Here is a 21287-nt window from a genome sequence, read left to right as displayed (position 1 = left end):
GGCTGGGCCGAAGAATTTTTCTCTCAAGTTCATTGCCTTTATCGCGTGGCGCAGATAAACATTCTGAATAAACACAAGAATCAGGTGAATTTTCCTCATGCGTAAACTCGATCGCACAGATATCGGCATTCTCAACAGCCTCCAGGAGAACGCCCGAATCACCAACGCAGAGCTTGCGCGCTCGGTGAACCTCTCGCCGACTCCCTGTTTCAACCGGGTCAAGGCGATGGAGGAACTGGGGGTCATCCGCCAGCAAGTGACCTTGCTGTCGCCCGAAGTGCTGGGCCTGGATGTCAACGTGTTCATTCATGTCAGCCTGGAGAAGCAGGTGGAGCAGTCATTGCATCGCTTCGAGGAGGAGATCGCCGAGCGACCCGAGGTGATGGAGTGCTACCTGATGACAGGCGATCCGGATTACCTGCTGCGTGTGCTGTTGCCGAGCATCCAGGCGCTGGAGCGGTTTCTCGATTACCTGACGCGGCTGCCGGGGGTGGCCAACATCCGCTCCAGCTTTGCGCTCAAGCAGGTGCGCTACAAGACGGCGTTGCCGTTGCCGGCCAATGGCATGACCTTGCGCGAGTAGTAGTCAGTGCAGGCCCTGTCGCGGGGCAAGTCGCAGCGATAGCGTCGCCACCGCTCTACAGGGTGCTTGATATTTTAAACACCCCCGGCCTATGTTGTGGCTGTCGCCGTTCGCGGCATGCCTACAACAACAAGGACCAGCGTCATGACGACCGAGCGCCTGACCGGCATCGACGAAATCGAATGCGTCACCCCCGACCTCAATGGCGTCCCGCGCGGCAAGGTGATGACCGCCGAGGGCTTCCTCGAAGGTCGGCGCCTGCAGATGGCGCGTGGCGTGCTGCTGCAATGCATCATGGGCGGCTACCCGCCGGCGAGGTTCTACGGCAGCGATGATGGCGACCTGGCGCTGGTCGCCGACCCTGGGCAAACCCATGTCCTGCCTTGGAGCGACAGCCCTCGGGCACTGGCCATCTGCGATGCGGTCGAGCTCGATGGTACGCCCTCGGGGCTTTCGACCCGTGGCCTGCTCAAGGCGGTGATCGCCCGTTATGCGGCGCTGGGGCTTGCGCCGGTGGTGGCCACCGAACTGGAGTTCTTCGTGTTCGCCCCGAACAGCGATCCGGGCCAGCCGTTCCAGCCACCGCTGGGCAGGGACGGGCGTCGCGAGCTGGGCCATTCGGCCTTCAGCGTCAGCTCCAACAATGGCCTGCGCCCGTTCTTCAGTGAGGTCTACCGGTGCATGGCAGCACTGGGCCTGCCACGTGACACCTTCATGCACGAGATGGGCGTCAGTCAGTTCGAGATCAACCTGTTGCACGGTGATCCGCTGTTGCTGGCCGACCAGACCTTCCTGTTCAAGCACCTGCTCAAGGAGGTTGCGCTCAAGCACGGTTTGACCGTGGTCTGCATGGCCAAGCCGCTGGCGCATACCCCTGGCAGTTCGATGCACATCCACCAGAGCCTGGTGGAGATCGGCACCGGCCGTAACGTGTTCAGTGACGAACAGGGCAGGGCAACCGACACCTTCCATCACTTCATCGGCGGCTTGCAGGCGTGCATGGCCGACTTCACCGCCCTGTTCGCGCCCAACGTCAACTCCTACCAGCGTCTGTGCCACCCGTACGCATCGCCGAACAATGCTTGCTGGTCAGAGGATAATCGCGCTGCCGGCCTGCGCATCCCGGCCAGTTCGCCGGTGGCGCGACGTGTGGAAAACCGCCTGCCTGGCGCCGACACCAACCCTTACCTGGCGATCGCGGCAAGTCTGGCGGCCGGGCTGCAGGGTATCGAGCGCAAGCTGCAGCCCACGCCGGCGATCCAGGGCGAGTTCGTGGTGCCCGAGCACCTGAGCCTGCCGTGCACGCTGCACGCGGGGATCGAGCGCCTGCGTCGCAGCACGTTGGCGCGGGAACTGTTTGGCGAGGAGTTCATCGAAGGCTACGTCGCCACCAAGACCCTGGAATTGACGGATTTCTTCGATGAGATCACGCCGTGGGAGCGTAGGGTGCTGGCCGCGCAGGCCTGATCGCGACAGAAGCTTTGCCCGGCGCGCCGCTCCTGGCTTTTTTTCATTGCCAGGGGCCCGCGTCCGGGAAATTGCCCTTATGCTTGCCAGCAGCACCACACCTGCCCAAGGAGCCCGCGGGGACGCATGCGCCAGATCTGGAAGTCATTTCGCTCGTTGTACTTCGCCGCCCTGATGATGCTGATCGGCTCAGGCCTGTTGAGTACCTACCTGGCGTTGCGCCTGGCTGCCGACCATGTCGACAGTCTGTGGGTCGGTGCGCTGATGGCGGCCAACTATTTCGGCCTGGCAGTGGGCGGCAAGGTCGGTCACCGATTGATCGCCCGGGTCGGGCACATTCGTGCGTATGCCACCTGTGCCGGCATCGTCGGCGCGGCGGTGCTCGGACATGGGATGACCAACTTCGTGCCCGCCTGGATCGGCCTGCGAATGATCGTGGGCCTGGGCATGATGTGCCAGTACATGGTCATCGAGAGCTGGCTCAACGAACAGGCCGACGCCAAGCAGCGCGGTGCGGTATTCAGCGGCTACATGATCGCGTCCTACCTCGGGTTGGTACTGGGTCAGTTGATCCTGGTGGTGCATCCGGCACTGGGGCCTGAGCTGCTGATGCTGGTCGCCATGTGCTTCGCCCTGTGCCTGGTGCCGGTGGCGATGACCCGGCGCATTCACCCGGCGCCGCTGCGGCCGGCGCCGATGGAGCCGAAGTTCTTCATCAAGCGGGTACCGCAGTCGTTGAGTACTGTGCTTGGCGCGGGCCTGATCGTCGGTTCCTTCTATGGTCTGGCCCCTCTGTATGCGGCGCGCCAGGGGCTGAGCACCGAGCAGGTCGGTCTGTTCATGGGTTGCTGTATTTTTGCCGGGCTTCTCGTGCAATGGCCTCTGGGCTGGCTGTCGGATCGTTACGATCGGGCAGTGCTGATCCGCAGTGTATCGATCGGCCTGGCGGTGGTTTCGCTGCCGCTGGCGCTGTTGCCCAGTGTGCCGCTGGAGTTGCTGTTCGCGGCAGGCTTCATCGTTTCGTTGCTGCAATTCTGCCTCTACCCATTGGCCGTGGCGTTCTCCAATGACCACGTGGAAAGCGAGCGACGGGTATCGCTGACGGCGATGCTGCTGGTCACCTATGGCGTGGGTGCGAGCATCGGTCCGCTGGTGGCGGGCGTTCTGATGAAGGCGTTGGGCGCACAGATGCTCTATGCCTTCTTCACCTTCTTTGCCCTGGTGCTGGTGTGGCGTATTCGGCCGAAGGCGGTCACCGGGCTGCACCAGGTGCAGGATGCACCGCTGGGCCACGTGGCTATGCCGGCGGCAGGTTCGCCTCTGTCGGCTGCGCTCGACCCGCGGGTCGACGAGCAGACCGTGCAGGACGTGATGCAGGCGCCGGTGGCGGCGGAGGATACCGAGGCCGAGGAAGAGAAGGACACAGCTGCCAAGGCGCCGCAGGCCGAGGCAGACAAGTCGGTTTGACGCAGGCTGTGCCGGCCCTGTCGCGGAGCCCCACGGACCAGAACGAAAACGCCACCGATCGGTGGCGTTTTTCATTTGAGCCAGACGATCAGTAGTCGTCCTTGTCGAACCGCCTTGCTTCGCGCTGCAACTGATACACGAAGCTCTCGATCTTGCGCTGGCTTTGCCCATTCAGGTTGTGGAAGCGCACGCCGGCGAAGGTGGTGTTGATCCGCTCTTCGAAGTGCAGGTGGCGCAATTCCACCATGACGTCGGTCAGGCCCAAGGGGTTGGCTGCCTTGAAGCGCTCGTACACCTGGCCGAGTTGCAGGCGGTCTTCGACATTGCCGTCGAAGCGCAGCTTGCAGCCGGTGGCGGACACGTCGAGCAGCTTGCCGCGCAGCGCGCCGTTGCCCTTGAGGTGGGTGCCGTCGAGGATGATGTCGACCAGTTGCGACAGTTTCAGCGCTGCGCGGAAGGCATTGCGGCGCTGGTGGTAGGTCATTTCGGTGGGGAGCGGGCCGCGGTAGCAGCGGTGGCCATCGACTTCGCCGATGGTCAGCGGAGTGTTGCACTCCCAGGCAATGCGTACGCCATCGTGGAAACCTTCGACACGGAAGGGTTCGCCGTTCTCGATGAATTTCTCACCATCACGCGGGATCATTTCGTCCAGTGCCAGAACGTTGGCGTCCCGGTCCACCTGTACCACGTAACTCTGGAAGCGCTGGCTGCGCTCATGGAAGCTGATGATCAGTGGATCATGGCTGTCCATCAGCTGGCGCAGGTTCGCCGAAATCTCCAGAGGAGTGGTCAGCACTTTTGGTGGCTGAGGAGCATCGGACTCATTGAACACGGGTAATCAATCTCCAGGCAAAAACGACACACGCAAGTAACGGCATTTTGCCAGTATGTTCCGTGCCTTGAATAGGAATAATCACACCTGGCTGATCGCCCGGGGCTTGTCCATGGGGGAGGTGGTGCCACGGCTGTCGTACAGCGACGGAGAGTCGCCGCCGTTGAGGATTCTGATCTGGTTGGCCGTGGCGTGCTGTTGCACCTGGATGACCCGGCCGTTGGTCTCGTTGACCTTCTGGCAGGTGTCCATCAACTGGGTCAGCACATCGAGTTGCTGCAGGATGATCTCGCCGTTGGGCGATTGTGCAGCGACGGCCTGCACACCTGCCCGGTCGGCGCTGAGGCCGAGCCCGTTGAGCAGGTGATTGCGCCGCATGCCCTGCTGCTCGAGCAAGACGATCAGCGATTGCTTGCGGGCGAGGATGGTCTCCAGCACCTGCATGTCCCGACCGTGCAGGGCGACCGTTTCCTTCTGGAGCAGGTCGAGCAGTTCCTGGGTCGGCGCGATGTCGTCTTCGATCAGTTGCAGCAGTGTGGTGTCGTGCATGGCTGGCTCTTGGCTCTGGCGTCCTGGAAGTCAGCGCACCGTAAGGTTAGCGCTGCGCTTCGAAATCAAGCAGTTTGCTGGCGACCCGGCCGGCATCGACCTGGTAGCTGCCGTCTGCGATCGCCTGCTTCAACTGGGCCACACGGGCGCTGTCGACTGCGGGTTGATCGCGCAGCTTGTCGCTGATCTTCTGCAACTGCTGGGCCTCTTGACTGAGGTGTACCGCTTCTCCGCTGACGCTGGCAGGCTTGCCTGCATCGCTGGCAGCACCGGTTTTTTCGGTGTTGCCCGATGCGGCATTGCCGCGAACGCCGCCCGTTATGGACGGAGAGTTATTCAAACGACTGAAGTCGATGACCATGATCAGAAACCTCTGGGTAAATAGGACGCTTGCCTTTGTTTCGGCTAACTCGAAACAAACTTTAGGCACAAATGTTCTGCCGTCCGTCAGCAAACCCGCGTATCCCGATTTCTGACACAGTTTAGGAAAAGCGGTTCATCGCCGCCAGTCCCGGGGCCCTGCATTATTTCGTCGGCGAGGATCCGCCGGCGGCTTCTTTCTACATCGCCACTTCGACCTGGCCCGGCCCGACAACCGTGGCCTTGACCACGCGCTGGGAGTTGAGATTACGCACGCGGATCTGTTCGGTCAGGCCGCCTTTGCTCAAGGCTTCGCCTGGCATGCGTACGCTCAGGCCGCCACTGCGGGCGGTGATCACCACGTGGTCGCCCTTGCGAATCACATCCGCCTGTTCCAGTTGCTGCAGCGTCAGGACCTGGTCAAGGACGGTCGGGCGCAGCAGTTTCATGCCCACGGCCTGGTCGAGTTCGCTCAGAAAGCCCTGGCCCAGGGTGCTGACGTCACGCTCGCGCAGGGCTACGTCACCTTCACCGATCACGCTTTCGCGCTTGAGCGGGCGGGTCATGACCACCACGTCGCGAAACAGCTTGACCTGTGCCGGCACGAACACTGTCCAGGGCGAAGTACCGTCGCAACGTACCCGCACCGTCACTCGCCCAAGCGGCTGTGCCGGGCTTTCCAGCGAGGCGTCCAGTTGCTGGCTGCACACCGGCATGCGCAGGCGTGGGTCAAGATTGTTGACCTGGATGTCATAACGCCCCACGGTCTGGGTGCGCGTCATGTAGTCTTCGACGGTGAATTCAAGAAACCCTTGGGTGACACCGATAAGCTGTTCAGGCAAGGTAAACGAATCCGCCAGCGTGCGGGCGCCGGATGCGAGCAGGCATGCAATGGCCAGGGGGATGGCCAGCAGGCGCGTCAGTCGTCGGAAAAATGTCGTTTTCGTATACATACGCTCAAAAAAGCAAAGCCCGTGCCGACTTGTTGGCAAGCGAGCAGAAAAATAGAAGGAGTCTGGCATGGCTGGCGTTATGGATTCGGTCAACCAGCGCACGCAACTGGTTGGACAGAATCGCCTCGAGCTGCTGTTGTTCCGTCTCAATGGCGATCAACTCTACGGCATCAACGTGTTCAAGGTCCGGGAAGTGCTGCAGTGCCCGGAGCTGACACTGTTGCCCAAGTCCCATCCGGTGGTGCGCGGTGTGGCGAACATTCGTGGGGCGACCATCCCCATCCTCGACCTGTCGATGGCGACGGGGCTGCCGGGCCTGAAAGAAGAGACCCGTAACAGTTTCGTGATCATTACCGAGTACAACACCAAGACCCAGGGTTTCCTGGTGCACTCGGTCGAGCGCATCGTCAACATGAACTGGGAAGAGATCCACCCGCCACCCAAGGGTACCGGGCGTGATCACTACCTGACGGCGGTCACTCGGGTAGACAACCGCATGGTCGAGATCGTCGATGTCGAGAAGGTGCTTGCGGAAGTGGCGCCGTCCTCGGAGTCGGTCTCCGCCGGCGTGGTCGATGCCGAGGTGCAGGACAAGGCCGTGTTGCTGCGGGTGCTGACCGTCGATGATTCGTCGGTGGCGCGCAAGCAGGTCAGCCGTTGCCTGCAGACCGTGGGCGTGGAGGTGGTGGCGCTCAACGACGGCCGCCAGGCGCTGGACTACCTGCGCAAGCTGGTGGATGAGGGCAAGCGGCCGGAAGACGAGTTCCTGATGATGATCTCCGACATTGAAATGCCGGAAATGGACGGCTATACCCTCACCGCCGAGATTCGTAACGATCCGCGCATGCAAAAATTGCACATCGTCCTGCATACTTCGCTATCGGGCGTGTTCAACCAGGCGATGGTCAAGAAGGTTGGCGCTGACGACTTCCTGGCAAAGTTCAAGCCGGACGACCTGGCCCAGCGCGTAGTCGATCGAATCAAGGCAACGCATTGAAACGGCCGGGGCGAGCCCCGGCGCAAGTGATTGAAAAGAGGCGGCAGCATTGTCTACGGGTAATTTGGATTTCGAACAGTTCCGGGTATTCCTGGAGAAAGCCTGTGGCATCCTGCTGGGCGAAAATAAGCAGTATCTGGTGTCCAGCCGTCTCAACAAGCTGATGGAGCAACAGGGCATCAAGAGCTTGGGTGAGCTGGTGCAGCGCATCCAGACCCAGCCCCGCAGCGGCCTGCGCGAGCAGGTGGTCGACGCCATGACCACCAACGAGACCCTGTGGTTTCGCGACACCTATCCGTTCGAAGTGCTGAAGAACAAGGTGATTCCCGAGTTCATCCGCAGCAACCCCGGTCAGCGCCTGCGCATGTGGTCGGCGGCCTGCTCGTCGGGGCAGGAGCCGTATTCGATCTCGATGGCCATCGATGAGTTCGAGCGCAGCAACCTGGGCCAGTTGAAGATGGGGGCGCAGATCGTCGCCACTGATCTATCCGGCGCCATGCTCAATAACTGCAAGACCGGTGAGTACGATAGCCTGGCGATTGCCCGTGGCTTGTCGCAGGAGCGCCTGCAGCGCTACTTCGACCCGAAAGGGCCGGGGCGCTGGGCGGTGAAGCCGGCGATTCGCAGTCGGGTGGAGTTCCGCTCCTTCAACCTGCTCGACAGCTATGCGGCGCTGGGCAAGTTCGACATCGTGTTCTGCCGCAATGTGTTGATCTACTTCTCCGCGCAGGTGAAGAAAGACATCCTCATGCGTATCCACGCGACGCTCAAGCCAGGGGGGTATCTGTTCCTGGGGGCTTCGGAGGCGCTCAATGGCTTGCCGGATCATTACCAGATGGTTCAGTGCAGTCCGGGGATCATCTATCAGGCCAAGTGAATGAAAAGGCCGGTATCGAGAGATACCGGCCTTTTCGTTTTCGGGACTGCGAACACAAGACCTTGCCTCTGCTTTTGTCTTCAGGCGGCAAGGTCAGGATCGTTGGAGGTTGCGATCAGAAGTCGTACCGCACCTTCGCCGAGAACACGTCGGCATTGAAGCCCGACTTGCCCACGTAGTCGTAATTGACCCCAAGGGTCACCGCACCCAGCTTGTAGTCTGCTCCAATGCCCGCCTCGTAGCTGTTGCGCACGGCACTCGCGCCGCGGGTCACGAATGGCGTGTTGCCAAGCAGGAAGGTCGAGGTGCTGTTGGTCTGGTCGGCGGCGAAGTCGTGGTAGCCCATCAGCTTCAACTGCGGCTCCAGGGTCCCGACGCCAATGGCATAGCTGCCCGCTACCCGTACACCTGCGCCGAGTTCGAGCGCTTCGTAGCGTTCATCTTCGACCTTGAGCGCGGCGGACGAGCCTTTCTCGCGGTAGCCATCGATATCGACACGGCTGTAGCGCGCGGCCACGCGTGGCTCGACCAGCAGTTGCGGGTTGATGTGCCAGGTGTAACCACCGACCAGGTTCACGGCCAGCTGGTTGCTGTCGTAATCGGCCTTGGCTCGGGTATCAGCGATCTCGCGCTTGCCTTCGTTGTCGCCCAGGCCGTAGGTCAGGCTGGCGTCGACGAAGTAGTTGCCCAGGGTGTAGGCGCTGTACAGGGTGAAGGCATGACTCTCTACCGAGGTCTTGTTGCCACTGCTGCCGTTGACGTCGGTGCCCAGGAAGCTGTACGCCAGGCCCAGGGTGAGCTGGTCGTTGAGCTTGCCATCGGCACCGACGGCAATGCCGCGACTGTAGGCGTTGTAACCGGCCACGCCGTCACGGTTGTTCTGGGTGGCGTCGCTGTACAGCGATTGAATCCACACGCCGGCCTGGCTGAAGCCTTCGCCCGAAGAGGCGCCACGCAGGCTGCTGGCACGGCTGCTGATGGCGTTGCCGATCATGCGCTGGCTTCCGGTGGCCGCCTGGCGGGCGCCGCCGTTGACTTCCGGGGTCAGCTGGCGGGCCAGTCTCGCGACCTGGGCCTGGTCGGCGGTGGCGGCGTAGGCCAGCAGTGGGTCGCCTTTGGGCAGTTGAGCCAGGAGGCCGTTGTTGATGGCGTTACCGATCGCGCCCTGGGCATTGCCGTTGCCGCCGCCTTCCTTGACGATTTCGGTGATCTCGTCAACCGGCTTGGTCGTGACTTGCGCGTAGATCTTGTTGTCTTCCACCGCGCTGCTCTGCACGCGCAGCAGTGCCGAGGTGCTGGTGACCTGGATGCCGTTGGGGTCAATGTCGTGGCCGGCGATGTCCACCAGCTGTACCTGGCCGGCCTCGACCAGCAGGTAGCGCGATCCGGACGGCTGGAAGTCCTCTTCGTCGGCGTGCAGGGCGATGCGCGAGCCTTGTTCGAACTTGCTGGTGCCGCTGACCTTGAGTACCGCCACGCTCGGGTCGGTTTCGCTGGACAGCTCCAGGCCCAGCGCGGAGTTGCCGGCGATCGACAGGTTGCCGTCGATCACGGTGCGGGCCGCGGTCAGTGACAAGGTTGCACGGGTGTCGTCGCTCAGGTTGCCGACTTCGATCCAGCCATCGGGCTTGAGGCGGATGTCCGGGGTGCTGTGGGGCAGGTAGTGGGCCTGGAACTCGCTGTCACCTTCGACCTCGATGTTGCTCAGCCCGTCCAGCATGCCGGTGATCTGGCTGCCCTCGCGCAGGATGAGTTCGACCGGCCGATTGCTGTGGCTGGCGTCGATGGCCACCTGGGCCATGATGATGCCGCTGTTGAAGATGTTCAGGTCGCCGTGGTCACGGTACCAGGGTTGCTGGCCGGGGGCGTCGAACGCGACATCGCCGATGCGAATGCCGGTGCCGCTCAGGGCGTAGATCGAGCCACGGTTGTCGATGTGTCGCCCGAGGCTGGTGGTCAGGGTTGCACCGTCGAGCGCGATGGCCTGGCTATTGGTGTCGCTGGCGACGATATTGCCGTGGTTTTCGATGCTGTCCAGGCGGGTTGGCATGCCGGTGGCGCCGCCGCGCGAAGTGGCGTTGACGCTGATGGCATTGGGGCCGCTGCTTTCGATGGCGCCGCGGTTGATGATCTTGCCCTGCACGGTGGCACCGGCGAGGTTGAGAGTGATCGCGTTGTAGCCATAGGCGCGAACCTTGGCATTCTGGGCATTGACCACGTCGCCCTTGATCAGCGTCGATTGACCGGTGGCGCTTGCCAGGTTGATGCCGTAGGCCTCTCGTCGGTTGATGATGCCGATGCCGGTGCCGGCCTGGAGCGTGCCCTGGTTGATCAGGTTGCCATCGAGCGTGGTATTGCTGATTTTCAGCGCATTGCCATCGAGGCTGGTGCTCCTGACGAAGGCCTGGTTCACCAGGTCGCCGGTCACCTGGCTGTTGCGCAGGGTGAGGGCATCGCTGCGATTGACCATGTCCACGGTGGTGCGGTCGTTGTCGTTGACCGGGCTGTTGAAGGTCAAGCCGCCCTGTACGGTGGCGTCGTCAAGCACGATCGCACTGCGGGAAATATTGGTGAAGCTGCCGCCGAACTCGAGCCCGTTCGCGTAGCTCTGGTGGCTTGAGGTGAAGCCGGCATCGGTAAGCTGGACGGTCTGGCCGTGGGCAGGCAGGGCGCAGGCGGCAATTGCCAGGGCCAGCAGGGTCTTGCGATAGGTCAGCGGGGACACGGTTTCTTCCTTGGAAGGCAATGGGGACAGTGCGCATCCATGCTGTGCCTGAAACCGTAACTAGTGGCCTCATGCCACATTTCTGCGCGGTCGCGAATGCTACTCGCAGTGATGGCAAAATAACACTGGTCTGTTGACGTCAATTTTTTGGATTGCCGCTTTTGCCGCTCTGCAATTGCCGCTCACCCGCCACCAAGCGGAAGCACTTTGCCGCTTTTCTGGCATTGCCGCTGCTCACTGATACAGCCGATGCCCGGTATTACTGGGGTTGCGCCTGTTGGCACAGGCCTTGCTATAGCTTGGCCAACGCAACGCTGGTCAACCTTCGAAGGTTCCCCGACATGAGCATCAGCTTCGACAAGGCCCTCGGCATCCATGAAAAGGCACTGGGCTTCCGCGCCCAGCGCGCCGAGGTGCTGGCCAACAACATCGCCAACGCCGACACGCCCAACTACAAGTCGCGTGACATGGATTTCTCCTCGGTGCTTGCCGCCGAGGCAGACAAACAAAGCAACGGGCGTATCTCGCTGACCCGCACCAACGGCCATCACATCGAGGCCGAAGGCCTGGCCATGGCCGACGACAGCCTCAAGTACCGCACGCCGATGCAGCCGTCGATCGATCAGAACACCGTCGATGCCCAGATCGAACAGTCGAACTATGCGCAGAACGCGATCGACTTCCAGGCCAGCTTCACCTTGCTCAACAGTAAATTCAAAGGGCTGGTATCGGCCCTGCGTGGAGAGTGACCATGTCCCTTGCCAGTGTCTTCAACATCGCCGGTAGCGGCATGAGCGCGCAGAACACGCGCCTTAACACCGTCGCCTCGAACATCGCCAACGCCGAGACCGTCTCCTCGAGCATCGATCAGACCTACCGCGCGCGCCACCCCGTGTTCGCCACCACCTTCGAGCAGGCCCAGAACGGTGCCGGCCAGTCGCTGTTCGACGACCAGGGCCAGGCCGGCCAGGGTGTGCAGGTCAAGGGGATCATCGAGGACCAGAGCAATCTGGAAGCCCGCTACGAGCCCAATCACCCGGCGGCGAACAAGGACGGCTACGTCTACTACCCGAACGTCAATGTGGTCGAGGAAATGGCTGACATGATCTCCGCCAGCCGTGCGTTCCAGACCAACGCCGAACTGATGAACACCGCCAAGACCATGATGCAGAAGGTGCTGACCCTGGGTCAGTGATTGAGGAGCGCAACGCATGGCAGTCAATATCAATGATGTGCTCGCCAATTCTGGTGTTAGCAACGGCACCAAGAAGCCAACCAGCGAGCCGACCGACAAGAACGCGCTCGGCAAGGATGCCTTCCTGCAGTTGCTGGTCACCCAGATGCAGCACCAGAACCCGCTCGACCCGCAGGACAACGGTGAGTTCGTTGCCCAGCTGGCGCAGTTCAGCAGCCTGGAGGGTATCCAGACCCTCAACGAGTCGGTCAATGCCATTACCGGTTCGCTGGGTTCGTCCCAGGCGCTGCAGGCGTCGTCGCTGGTCGGTCGCTCGGTGATCGTGCAGAACGACAAGGCGTTGGTCGATCCGACCAAGAGCTTCAATGGTCAGGTCGTGGTGCCGCAGAACATCGAGAGCGGCAAGGTCACGATCAAGGACAAGGATGGCAATGTCGTCAAGACCATCCAGTTGGGCGAACAGAAGAAAGGCACTGCCGACTTCATCTGGGATGGCACCAACGACAAGGGCGAGAAGGTCGCGGCGGGCAACTACACCTTTACCGCGACGACCACCGTCGATGGCAAGGCTCAGGAGATGTACACGCTGCTGCCAGCCACCGTCACCAGTGTCACCGTGGGCGGCACTGGCGGCGAGATGATGCTCAACCTGGCAGGTATCGGCAAGGTCGGCATCTCCAAAGTACAAACCATCGGAATCTAAGGCCGGCCTGTTCGGCAGAAGGAGCAAAGCATGTCTTTCAATATCGGCCTTAGCGGTCTCTACGCAGCCAACAAGCAGCTCGACGTTACCGGCAACAACATCGCCAACGTCAACACCACAGGTTTCAAGTCGTCCCGTGCCGAGTTCGCCGACGTCTACGCCGGTGCCAACCGCCTGGGCGTGGGCCAGAACCAGGTCGGTAACGGTGTGCGCCTGGCAGCGGTGTCGCAGCAGTTCACCCAGGGTGACGTGAACAACACCGGCAACGTGCTGGACATGGGTATCCAGGGGCAGGGCTACTTCGTTCTCTCCGACAACGGCTCGCTGACCTACACCCGTGCCGGTGCCTTCCGCACCGACAAGGACAACAACGTGGTCACCTCCGATGGCTTGAACCTGCAAGGTTATGCCGCCGACAGCACCGGCAAGATCCAGAAGGGCATCCTCACCAACCTGAAGATCGATACCTCGGCGCTGGCCCCCAAGGCCACCACCTTGATCGACCAGGGCATCAACCTGAACTCCTCCGCCGACACCATCCCGCTGGAAGTGTCCAACGGCGCGACCCCGCCGGTGATGGTGCCGAACAAGCCGTTCGACCCGGCCGACCAGTCGACCTACACCAAGTCCTTCCCGACCAAGGTGTACGACAGCCAAGGTAACGAGCACACCATGGAGCAGTTCTACCGCAAGACCGGCACCAACGAGTGGACCATGTACACCCTGGTCGATGGTCGCAACCCGCTCAACCCGGGCAGCACCACGCCGCTGACCGGCACCATGACCTTCAACTCCGACGGCAGCATCAAGGCCATGACCACCGACAACACCACGGTGCCGGCGGCCAACTGGAGCGTGACCAACAACACCTTCAGTCTCAAGGGCTGGATCCCGGCCGCGAAGGATGCCGCAGGCAACTGGGCGGCCAACGGTTCGGATGGCAATGCCGACGGCATGCGCCTGGCCATGAACAGCACCACCTCGTACAACACCGAGACCGCGCGCATGTCGCAGAACCAGGACGGCTATGCCACCGGCATCCTGTCGAGCCTGTCGATCGACTCCACCGGGGTGATGTTCGCAAGCTTCAGCAACCAGCAGTCCCGCGCCATCGGCCAGGTTGCGATTGCCAGCTTCGCCAACGACCAGGGCCTGCAGCAGATTGGCGGTACTCGTTGGAAGGAAACCTTCTCCTCGGGTATTCCGGGCATCGATGCGCCGAAGACCGGCACCCTCGGTTCGGTCGAGTCCAACTCCCTGGAGGCGTCCAACGTCAACCTGACCCAGGAGCTGGTCGAGCTGATCAAGGCGCAGAGCAACTACCAGGCCAACGCCAAGACCATCTCCACCGAAAGCACCATCATGCAGACCATCATCCAGATGACCTGATGGTCGCTGGCTGAGCGTGTCTGGACGAACCCCTTTCCCGTGAAGGGGTTCGTCGTTTTTGCAGGAGGGATCATGAAAAAGCTGGCTGTCGCGCTGCTTGCGGCGCTGTGTCTGCTCCAGGCTCAGGCCGGAACCGCGCCGTGGTGGCGTTGGGAAAGTCAGGTGGATGGGCGACTGGTGTGTTCGCAGTGGTCGCCGGGGGAGGGCTGGAAGCGCTTTGCCGGGCCATACAGCAATGGCGGGTGTCGCGACTAGCAACACTGCTATTGCTGAACTTTGGCACCCCCTTGCCGCCAGCGGCAAAGCAGCGCCGGATAACCGACGTTGCACCCTCGACGAAAACCGCTAAAGGCCCGTATTCACGGGCTTTTTCTTGCCTTGAAGAAAGTTGGTTCGGAACTTGCTTTACAGCCTGCACAGCAACGGTGAGCGGCAATCGATCGCCAGTGCAGCGGAGGATGACTGTGGACAAGATGCTTTACGTGGCCATGACCGGTGCCGCCCAGAATGCGGTGGCACAGAAGGCCCACGCCAACAACCTGGCGAACGTTTCCACCACCGGTTTTCAGCGTGACCTGGAGCAGGCGCGCTCGATGCCGGTGTTCGGCGACAGCTTTCCGGCGCGTGCCTTCGCCATGAGCGAGCGGCCTGCCACCGACTTTACCGCAGGCCCGATGATCGAGACCGGTCGCGAGCTGGACGTGGCGGTCAGTGGCAATGGCTTCATCGCCGTGCAGGCCCCGGATGGCAGCGAAGCCTACGTGCGCACCGGCAGCCTGAACATTGACGCCCTCGGCGTGTTGCGCGCCGGCAATGGCATGCCGGTGATCGGCAACGGTGGCCCGATCGCCATTCCGCCCGAGCAGAAGGTCGAGGTCGGTGACGATGGCACCATCAGCATCCGCGCCATGGGCGAAGACCCGCGCGTCATGGCCGAGGTCGATCGGATCAAGCTGGTCAACCCCGACATCAAGAGCATCAGCAAAGGCCTCGACGGCCTGATCCACACCAACAGCGGCCAGCCGGCCGATGCGGACGTCAATGTCCGCGTGGTGTCGGGCTTCCTCGAAGGCAGCAACGTCAATGCCGTCGAAGAGATGACTTCGGTGCTGGCCCTTTCTCGCCAGTTCGAACTGCACGTCAAGATGATGAAAACAGCCGAGCAGGGCGACGAAGCCATGGCTCGGGTTTTGCAAATCAGCTAATCACTTTTGAACGGGTGCCGTAAAACAGGCGCACGAGGAGAACACTAAATGCTTCCGGCTCTCTGGGTCGCTAAAACCGGCCTGTCCGCACAGGACACCAACCTGACGGTCATCTCCAACAACCTGGCCAACGTCTCGACCACCGGTTTCAAGCGTGACCGTGCCGAGTTCCAGGACCTGTTGTACCAGACCAAGCGCCAGCCTGGTGCCCAGTCGACCCAGGACAGCGAGCTGCCGTCGGGCCTGCAGGTCGGTACCGGTGTTCGCATCGTCGGCACCCAGAAGAACTTCCAGACCGGCAGCCTGCAGACCACCGAAAACCCGCTGGATCTCGCGGTCAATGGTCGTGGTTTCTTCCAGGTCCTGCAGCCCGATGGCACTGTCTCCTACACCCGTGACGGCACCTTCCACCTGAACTCCGATGGCCAGGTCGTGACTGCCAACGGTTTCGCCCTGGAGCCTGCCATCGTCGTGCCGCCGGAGGCGCAGACCTTCACCGTCGGCCAGGACGGCACCGTGTCGATCACCACCACCGGCAACCCGGCCGCGCAGATCATCGGCAACATCCAGACCGCGGACTTCATCAACCCGGCCGGCCTGCAGGCGATTGGCAACAACCTGTTCTTCGAGACCGCTGCCAGCGGTGCGCCGCAGGTCGGTACCCCGGGCCTGAACGGTTTCGGCACCACCCTGCAGCAGACCCTGGAAAACTCCAACGTCAGCACCGTCGAAGAGCTGGTGAACATGATCACCACCCAGCGCGCCTACGAGATGAACTCCAAGGTCATCTCCACCGCCGACCAGATGTTGTCGTTCGTCACCCAGCAACTGTAAGTCCTGGCTCTAGCTACCCGGCCGCTGTTGCAGCGCCTGTTACACCGTGAGGTAAGCGTCATGAATCGTCTGTTGTCCGTCGTCGCCCTGGGAGGGGCTGTGTTGCTGGCCGGTTGCGTTGCGCCGACGGCAAAGCCCAACGACCCGTACTACGCGCCTGTACTGCCGCGGACACCTTTGCCGTCGGCGGCCAACAACGGTTCGATCTACCAGGCCGGGTTCGAGCAGAACATGTATGGCGATCGCAAGGCGTTTCGTGTCGGTGACATCATCACCATCACCCTCAACGAGCGTACCTCGGCGAGCAAGAACGCCGGCTCCCAGATCCAGAAAGACAGCAACGCCAATATCGGCCTGACCTCGCTGTTTGGCACCACCCCCAACACCAACAACCCGTTCGGCGGCGGCGACCTGTCGCTCAACGCGGGGTACAAGGGCGAGCGTGCCACCAAGGGCGCCAGCCAGGCCAGCCAGGGCAACACCCTGACCGGCTCGATCACCGTGACGGTGGCCGATGTACTGCCCAACGGCATCATCGCCGTGCGCGGCGAGAAGTGGATGACCCTCAATACCGGGGAAGAGCTGGTGCGTATCGCCGGTCTGATCCGCGCCGATGATATCGCCACCGACAACACCGTGCCGTCCACGCGTGTGGCCGACGCGCGCATCACCTATTCGGGCACCGGCTCCTTCGCCGATGCCAGCCAGCCCGGGTGGCTGGACCGCTTCTTCATGAGCCCGCTTTGGCCCTTCTGAGTACGGATGACCATGTTCAACGCCAGGCAGTTGATTGCCGCGACCTTGCTCCTGTCCTTCGCGTTCGGCGCCCACGCCGAGCGCCTGAAGGATATCGCCAGCATTTCCGGCGTGCGCGCCAACCAGTTGATCGGCTACGGCCTGGTGGTGGGGCTCAACGGCACCGGTGACCAGACCACCCAGACCCCGTTCACCCTGCAGACCTTCAACAACATGCTGTCGCAGTTCGGCATCAAGGTGCCGCCAGGTTCGGGCAACGTGCAGTTGAAGAACGTCGCTGCAGTGTCGGTGCACGCCGACCTGCCGGCCTTCGCCAAGCCTGGCCAGGTGATCGACATCACCGTGTCCTCGATCGGCAACTCCAAGAGCCTGCGTGGCGGCAGCCTGCTGATGACCCCGCTCAAAGGGATCGATGGCAACGTCTACGCCATTGCCCAGGGCAACCTGGTGGTCGGTGGTTTCGATGCCGAAGGTCGCGATGGCTCGAAGATCACCGTCAACGTGCCGTCGGCCGGTCGCATCCCTGGCGGCGCTTCGGTCGAGCGAGCGGTGCCGAGCGGCTTCAACCAGGGCAACAGCCTGACCCTGAACCTCAACCGTCCTGATTTCACCACCGCCAAGCGCATCGTCGACAAGGTCAACGAACTGCTCGGCCCGGGCGTTGCCCAGGCGCTGGACGGCGGTTCGGTGCGCGTCACCGCGCCCATGGACCCGAGCCAGCGGGTCGACTACCTGTCGATTCTCGAGAACCTGGAGATCGATCCGGGCCAGGCCGTGGCCAAGGTCATCATCAACTCGCGTACCGGCACCATCGTCATCGGCCAGAACGTCAAGGTATCGCCGGCCGCCGTCACCCACGGCAGCCTGACCGTGACCATCACCGAAGACCCGATCGTCAGCCAGCCGGGGCCGTTCTCCAACGGCCAGACCGCCGTGGTGCCACGGTCGCGGATCAATGCGCAACAGGAAGCCAAGCCGATGTTCAAGTTCGGCCCGGGGACCACGCTGGATGAAATCGTCCGTGCGGTGAACCAGGTCGGCGCGGCACCGGGCGACCTGATGGCGATCCTCGAAGCCCTGAAACAGGCCGGCGCCTTGCAGGCCGACCTGATCGTGATCTGAGGACGCTGGCGATGAATCCGAAGAGCCTGGTTTCAAGTTCCGCCGACAGCGGCGCCTACACCGACCTCAACCGTCTGAGCTCGCTCAAGCACGGGGACCGTGACAGCGATGCCAACATCCGCAAGGTGGCCCAGGAGTTCGAGTCGCTGTTCATCGGCGAAATGCTCAAGGCCTCGCGCAAGGCCGGCGATGTGCTGGCTGCCGACGATCCGATGAATACCGAGACGGTCAAGCAATACCGCGACATGTACGACCAGCAGTTGGCCGTGAGCATGTCCCGTGAAGGCGGCGGTATCGGCCTGCAGGACGTACTGGTGCGTCAGCTGTCGAAGAACAAGGGTGTGCGCCCGAACACCAGTCCGTTCCCGCGTATCGACGGCAATGCGCCGGCGCTGTGGGGCACGAAAGTGGTCGCACCTGCCCACGCCGCCGAATCGACGTCCACTCGCAACGACGTTGCGGCGCTCAATGCGCGGCGTCTGGCGCTGCCGGGCAAGCTCACCGATCGTCTGCTCGCCGGCATCGTGCCGTCGGCGGGCAATCCTGCGGCGACCAACACCGCGGCGTTGCCGGGCCGTGGCGACATCCCGCCCGGTGGCGTGGCCACCGGTGACTGGGAGCCGGCCCAGGCCTTCGCCGCGCCAGGGCGTGGCATGCAGATTCTCGGGCGCGCGGTGGCCCAGCCGCCGCTGGCGCCGAAGAAAGCCTTCGCCGACAGCGACGAGTTCGTCGCCACCATGCTGCCGATGGCCGAGCAGGCCGCCAAGCGCATCGGTATCGACCCGCGTTACCTGGTGGCCCAGGCCGCCCTGGAAACCGGCTGGGGCAAATCGGTCATGCGCAACACCGATGGCAGCAGCAGCCACAACCTGTTCGGCATCAAGGCCACCGGCAATTGGCAGGGCGGCGAGGCGAGGGCGATCACCAGCGAGTTCCGCAACGGTCAGTTCGTCAAGGAGACGGCCGCGTTCCGTTCCTACGACTCTTATCAGGACAGTTTCCACGACCTGGTCAGCCTGCTGCAGAACAACGCGCGCTATCAAGATGCGGTGAAGGCGGCCGATAACCCAGAACAGTTTGTGCGAGAGCTGCAGAAGGCCGGGTATGCCACCGACCCGAACTACGCCAGCAAGATCTCGCAGATCGCAAGACAGATGAAGTCGGACACGAGCTACGCAATGCTCGGGACCACCACGCAACTTTAAGGGCAGCGAATCATGGCGAGCTTGATCAATATTGGCATGTCGGGGCTGGGTGCCGCGCAGTCGGGGATGTACACCCTGGGTAACAACATCGCCAACGCCGATGTGGACAGTTACTCGCGCCAGCAGAACGTGCAGAAGACCAAAGGCTCGCAGCAGAACGGCAACGTCTTCATCGGCAGCGGCACCACGCTGGCCGACGTGCGCCGGGTGTACAACTCGTTCCTCGAGAACCAGCTGCGCACCACCACCTCGCTGTCCAGCGATGCCAACTCGTACCTGAACCAGATCAATCCGCTCGACACTGCCCTGTCGAGCGCTGACACCGGTATCACGGCTGCCCTGAAAAGCTTCTTCACCGCCATGCAGGACGCTGCGGCCAAGCCCAACGAAGATGCCTCTCGCCAGTTGCTGCTGACCAGCGCGCAATCGCTGGCCAAGCGTTTCAACACCCTGTCCACGCAACTCAATCAGCAGAACAGCAACATCAACGCCAACATGGCGTCGATTGCCGATCAGGTGAACAAGCTCACCTCGACCATCGCCCAGTACAACGACCAGATCTCCCGCGTGTCGGCGATCCAGGGCCAGCCGAACGATCTGCTCGACCAGCGTGACGGCGCCGTGCGCGAACTGAACAAGCTGATCGGCAGCCAGGTGGTGGAGCGCGAAGGCAACTACGACATCTACCTGCCCAACGGCCAGGCATTGGTGCTGGGCAAGACCACCCAGACCCTCGAGGTCGCGCCAAACCGCAACGATCCGACGCGCATGAGCCTGATGATCAACCGCGGCAGCACCAAGATGGATATCACCGATTCCACCACCGGTGGCGAGCTCGGTGGCCTGCTGCGCTACCGCAAGGACACCCTGGACCCTGCGCTCAACGAGCTGGGCCGGGTGGCACTGGTGGTGTCCGATGCGATCAACAGCCAGCTCGGCCAGGGCGTCGACAAGAATGGTGAATTCGGCGCGCTGCTGTTCGGCGACATCAACAGCGCCAAGGCCATCAGCGAGCGCAGTATCGCCCGCCAGGGCAACAGTGCAGGCTCCGGCAACCTCGATGTGACCATCAAGGACACCGGTAAGCTCGGCACCAGCGACTACCAGGTGACCTTCACCAGTGCCACCGGCTACAACGTGCGCAAGCTGCCCGAAGGCACCGACATGGGCAACTTCGACCTTAACGACAACCCACCGAAAGTGATCGATGGCTTCAGCCTCTCGCTCAATGGTGGCGCCGTTGCCGCTGGCGACAGCTTCAAGATCACCCCGACCCGCAACGCCGCAGCCGGTATCGAGTCGGTGCTCACCGATCCCAAGCGCCTGGCGCTGTCCGCGCCGTTGGGTGCAGTGAGCGGCTCGGGCAACAAGGGCACCGGGCAGATCACCCAGCCGAACCTGACCTCCAAGCTCGACATCTACAACGCCACCGATCGCACTCAGTTGCAGACCGGCCTGAAATATTCGACCCCGGTCAAGCTGGTGTTCGGCGACGACTCCGCGTCCCCCCAGGGCTACACCCTGTACGACGCCAAGGGCAACTCCATCGGCACCGGCACCATCGTGCCCGGCCAGAGCAACAAGCTGCAGCTCTCGGTGCCGATGGTCGATGGCGCCGGTAACCCGATCATGGACGGCGCCACCCAGCGCTCGTTCACCTTCGAGATGGACGTCGCGGGCGCGCCGAAGAACGGTGACAGTTTCACCGTCTCGCTGACCGGCGCAGGCTCGTCCGATAACCGCAACGCCAAGTCGGTGATCGACCTGCAGACCAAGTCCACCGTGGAAGTCGGCGCCGACGGCAAGGGCATCAGCATGACCGATGCCTACGCCAAGCTCGTGTCCAACGTCGGCGGCAAGGCCGGCCAGGCAAGCATGGACTCCGACGCCACCAATGCCCTGCAGAAGTCGGCGCTCGATGGGCGCAACGCCGTCTCTGGGGTGTCGATCGACGAAGAGACCGGCAACCTCATCAAGTTCCAGCAGTACTACACCGCGTCGTCGCAAATCATCAAGGCGGCCCAGGAAACCTTCGCCACCTTGATCAACAGCCTTTAAGGAGCCGTAG

At 62.4% G+C, this 21287-nt stretch carries 21 protein-coding genes; 16 read left to right on the top strand and 5 right to left on the bottom strand.

Translation table 11 applies throughout. The features are described 5' to 3' along the window. Nucleotides 1-97: 97 nt before the first annotated feature. The 3 genes from bkdR to ACNFHO_RS05665 all read left to right on the top strand — a co-directional run bounded on the left by bkdR (nucleotide 98) and on the right by ACNFHO_RS05665 (nucleotide 3517). Complete coding sequence (gene bkdR, locus ACNFHO_RS05675) at nucleotides 98-583, top strand: Bkd operon transcriptional regulator BkdR (RefSeq protein WP_054891915.1); 486 nt, start codon at nucleotides 98-100, stop codon at nucleotides 581-583. Between the two features lie 225 nt (nucleotides 584-808). After that, nucleotides 809-2050, top strand: coding sequence for a glutamine synthetase family protein (locus ACNFHO_RS05670; RefSeq protein WP_416765878.1), 1242 nt, complete (start codon nucleotides 809-811; stop codon nucleotides 2048-2050). Between the two features lie 126 nt (nucleotides 2051-2176). Beyond that, nucleotides 2177-3517, top strand: coding sequence for an MFS transporter (locus tag ACNFHO_RS05665; protein WP_063545702.1), 1341 nt, complete (start codon nucleotides 2177-2179; stop codon nucleotides 3515-3517). 88 nt (nucleotides 3518-3605) lie between these two features. On the opposite strand, the gene ACNFHO_RS05660 is transcribed toward ACNFHO_RS05665, so the two are convergent. The 4 genes from ACNFHO_RS05660 to flgA form a co-directional block, all read right to left on the bottom strand. Continuing rightward, complete coding sequence (locus tag ACNFHO_RS05660; RefSeq protein WP_063545701.1) at nucleotides 3606-4349, bottom strand: flagellar brake protein; 744 nt, start codon at nucleotides 4347-4349, stop codon at nucleotides 3606-3608. 81 nt (nucleotides 4350-4430) lie between these two features. Then, nucleotides 4431-4898 carry a flagella synthesis protein FlgN gene (locus ACNFHO_RS05655; protein WP_054891911.1) on the bottom strand — a complete coding sequence of 156 codons (468 nt, stop codon included), beginning with the start codon at nucleotides 4896-4898 and terminating at the stop codon, nucleotides 4431-4433. 46 nt (nucleotides 4899-4944) lie between these two features. Then, nucleotides 4945-5259, bottom strand: a complete 315-nt coding sequence (gene flgM, locus ACNFHO_RS05650; protein WP_054891910.1) for a flagellar biosynthesis anti-sigma factor FlgM — start codon at nucleotides 5257-5259, stop codon at nucleotides 4945-4947. Nucleotides 5260-5458: 199 nt separating this feature from the next. Then, entirely contained in the window at nucleotides 5459-6211 is a 753-nt protein-coding gene (flgA, locus tag ACNFHO_RS05645; RefSeq protein ID WP_063545700.1) for a flagellar basal body P-ring formation chaperone FlgA, read from the bottom strand. A 67-nt stretch (nucleotides 6212-6278) separates the two neighbouring features. On the opposite strand from flgA, the gene ACNFHO_RS05640 reads away from it, so the two are divergent. Further along, the gene (locus ACNFHO_RS05640; RefSeq protein WP_054891908.1) at nucleotides 6279-7208 is read left to right on the top strand and encodes a chemotaxis protein CheV; all 930 of its coding nucleotides are present in this window, start codon (nucleotides 6279-6281) and stop codon (nucleotides 7206-7208) included. 49 nt (nucleotides 7209-7257) lie between these two features. Then, complete coding sequence (gene cheR / locus ACNFHO_RS05635) at nucleotides 7258-8085, top strand: protein-glutamate O-methyltransferase CheR (protein ID WP_054891907.1); 828 nt, start codon at nucleotides 7258-7260, stop codon at nucleotides 8083-8085. A gap of 115 nt (nucleotides 8086-8200) precedes the next feature. Here cheR and ACNFHO_RS05630 read toward each other — a convergent pair whose 3' ends face one another. After that, complete coding sequence (locus tag ACNFHO_RS05630; protein WP_416765574.1) at nucleotides 8201-10810, bottom strand: autotransporter outer membrane beta-barrel domain-containing protein; 2610 nt, start codon at nucleotides 10808-10810, stop codon at nucleotides 8201-8203. 341 nt (nucleotides 10811-11151) lie between these two features. Here ACNFHO_RS05630 and flgB point away from each other — a divergent pair, with 341 nt between their 5' ends. The 11 genes from flgB (at nucleotide 11152) to flgK (ending at nucleotide 21277) form a co-directional block, all read left to right on the top strand. After that, the gene (gene flgB / locus ACNFHO_RS05625) at nucleotides 11152-11559 is read left to right on the top strand and encodes a flagellar basal body rod protein FlgB (RefSeq protein WP_054891906.1); all 408 of its coding nucleotides are present in this window, start codon (nucleotides 11152-11154) and stop codon (nucleotides 11557-11559) included. 2 nt (nucleotides 11560-11561) lie between these two features. Then, nucleotides 11562-12005, top strand: a complete 444-nt coding sequence (gene flgC, locus ACNFHO_RS05620) for a flagellar basal body rod protein FlgC (protein WP_054891905.1) — start codon at nucleotides 11562-11564, stop codon at nucleotides 12003-12005. Between the two features lie 16 nt (nucleotides 12006-12021). Continuing rightward, the gene (flgD, locus tag ACNFHO_RS05615; RefSeq protein ID WP_063545697.1) at nucleotides 12022-12708 is read left to right on the top strand and encodes a flagellar hook assembly protein FlgD; all 687 of its coding nucleotides are present in this window, start codon (nucleotides 12022-12024) and stop codon (nucleotides 12706-12708) included. 30 nt (nucleotides 12709-12738) lie between these two features. Continuing rightward, complete coding sequence (flgE, locus tag ACNFHO_RS05610; RefSeq protein WP_063545696.1) at nucleotides 12739-14097, top strand: flagellar hook protein FlgE; 1359 nt, start codon at nucleotides 12739-12741, stop codon at nucleotides 14095-14097. A gap of 72 nt (nucleotides 14098-14169) precedes the next feature. Then, complete coding sequence (locus ACNFHO_RS05605; RefSeq protein WP_125929308.1) at nucleotides 14170-14352, top strand: hypothetical protein; 183 nt, start codon at nucleotides 14170-14172, stop codon at nucleotides 14350-14352. 209 nt (nucleotides 14353-14561) lie between these two features. Then, entirely contained in the window at nucleotides 14562-15302 is a 741-nt protein-coding gene (locus ACNFHO_RS05600) for a flagellar basal body rod protein FlgF (protein WP_054891901.1), read from the top strand. A gap of 48 nt (nucleotides 15303-15350) precedes the next feature. Next, nucleotides 15351-16136 (top strand): flagellar basal-body rod protein FlgG, encoded by a 786-nt coding sequence (flgG, locus tag ACNFHO_RS05595; RefSeq protein ID WP_063545695.1) that lies wholly within the window; start codon nucleotides 15351-15353, stop codon nucleotides 16134-16136. A gap of 60 nt (nucleotides 16137-16196) precedes the next feature. Beyond that, complete coding sequence (gene flgH, locus ACNFHO_RS05590) at nucleotides 16197-16892, top strand: flagellar basal body L-ring protein FlgH (RefSeq protein WP_054891899.1); 696 nt, start codon at nucleotides 16197-16199, stop codon at nucleotides 16890-16892. A gap of 12 nt (nucleotides 16893-16904) precedes the next feature. Continuing rightward, nucleotides 16905-18014: a flagellar basal body P-ring protein FlgI gene (locus tag ACNFHO_RS05585; protein ID WP_054891996.1), complete on the top strand. Its 1110-nt coding sequence runs from the start codon at nucleotides 16905-16907 to the stop codon at nucleotides 18012-18014. An 11-nt stretch (nucleotides 18015-18025) separates the two neighbouring features. After that, nucleotides 18026-19219, top strand: coding sequence for a flagellar assembly peptidoglycan hydrolase FlgJ (flgJ, locus tag ACNFHO_RS05580; RefSeq protein WP_416765568.1), 1194 nt, complete (start codon nucleotides 18026-18028; stop codon nucleotides 19217-19219). 12 nt (nucleotides 19220-19231) lie between these two features. Then, the gene (flgK, locus tag ACNFHO_RS05575; RefSeq protein ID WP_063545693.1) at nucleotides 19232-21277 is read left to right on the top strand and encodes a flagellar hook-associated protein FlgK; all 2046 of its coding nucleotides are present in this window, start codon (nucleotides 19232-19234) and stop codon (nucleotides 21275-21277) included. Nucleotides 21278-21287: the final 10 nt, after the last annotated feature.

It is taken from the genome of Pseudomonas sp. NY15374, from assembly GCF_048068255.1.
Classification (GTDB): domain Bacteria; phylum Pseudomonadota; class Gammaproteobacteria; order Pseudomonadales; family Pseudomonadaceae; genus Aquipseudomonas; species Aquipseudomonas machongensis.
Note: the sequence above shows the minus strand (reverse complement) of the source record. Positions and strands in the feature narration are given on the sequence as shown.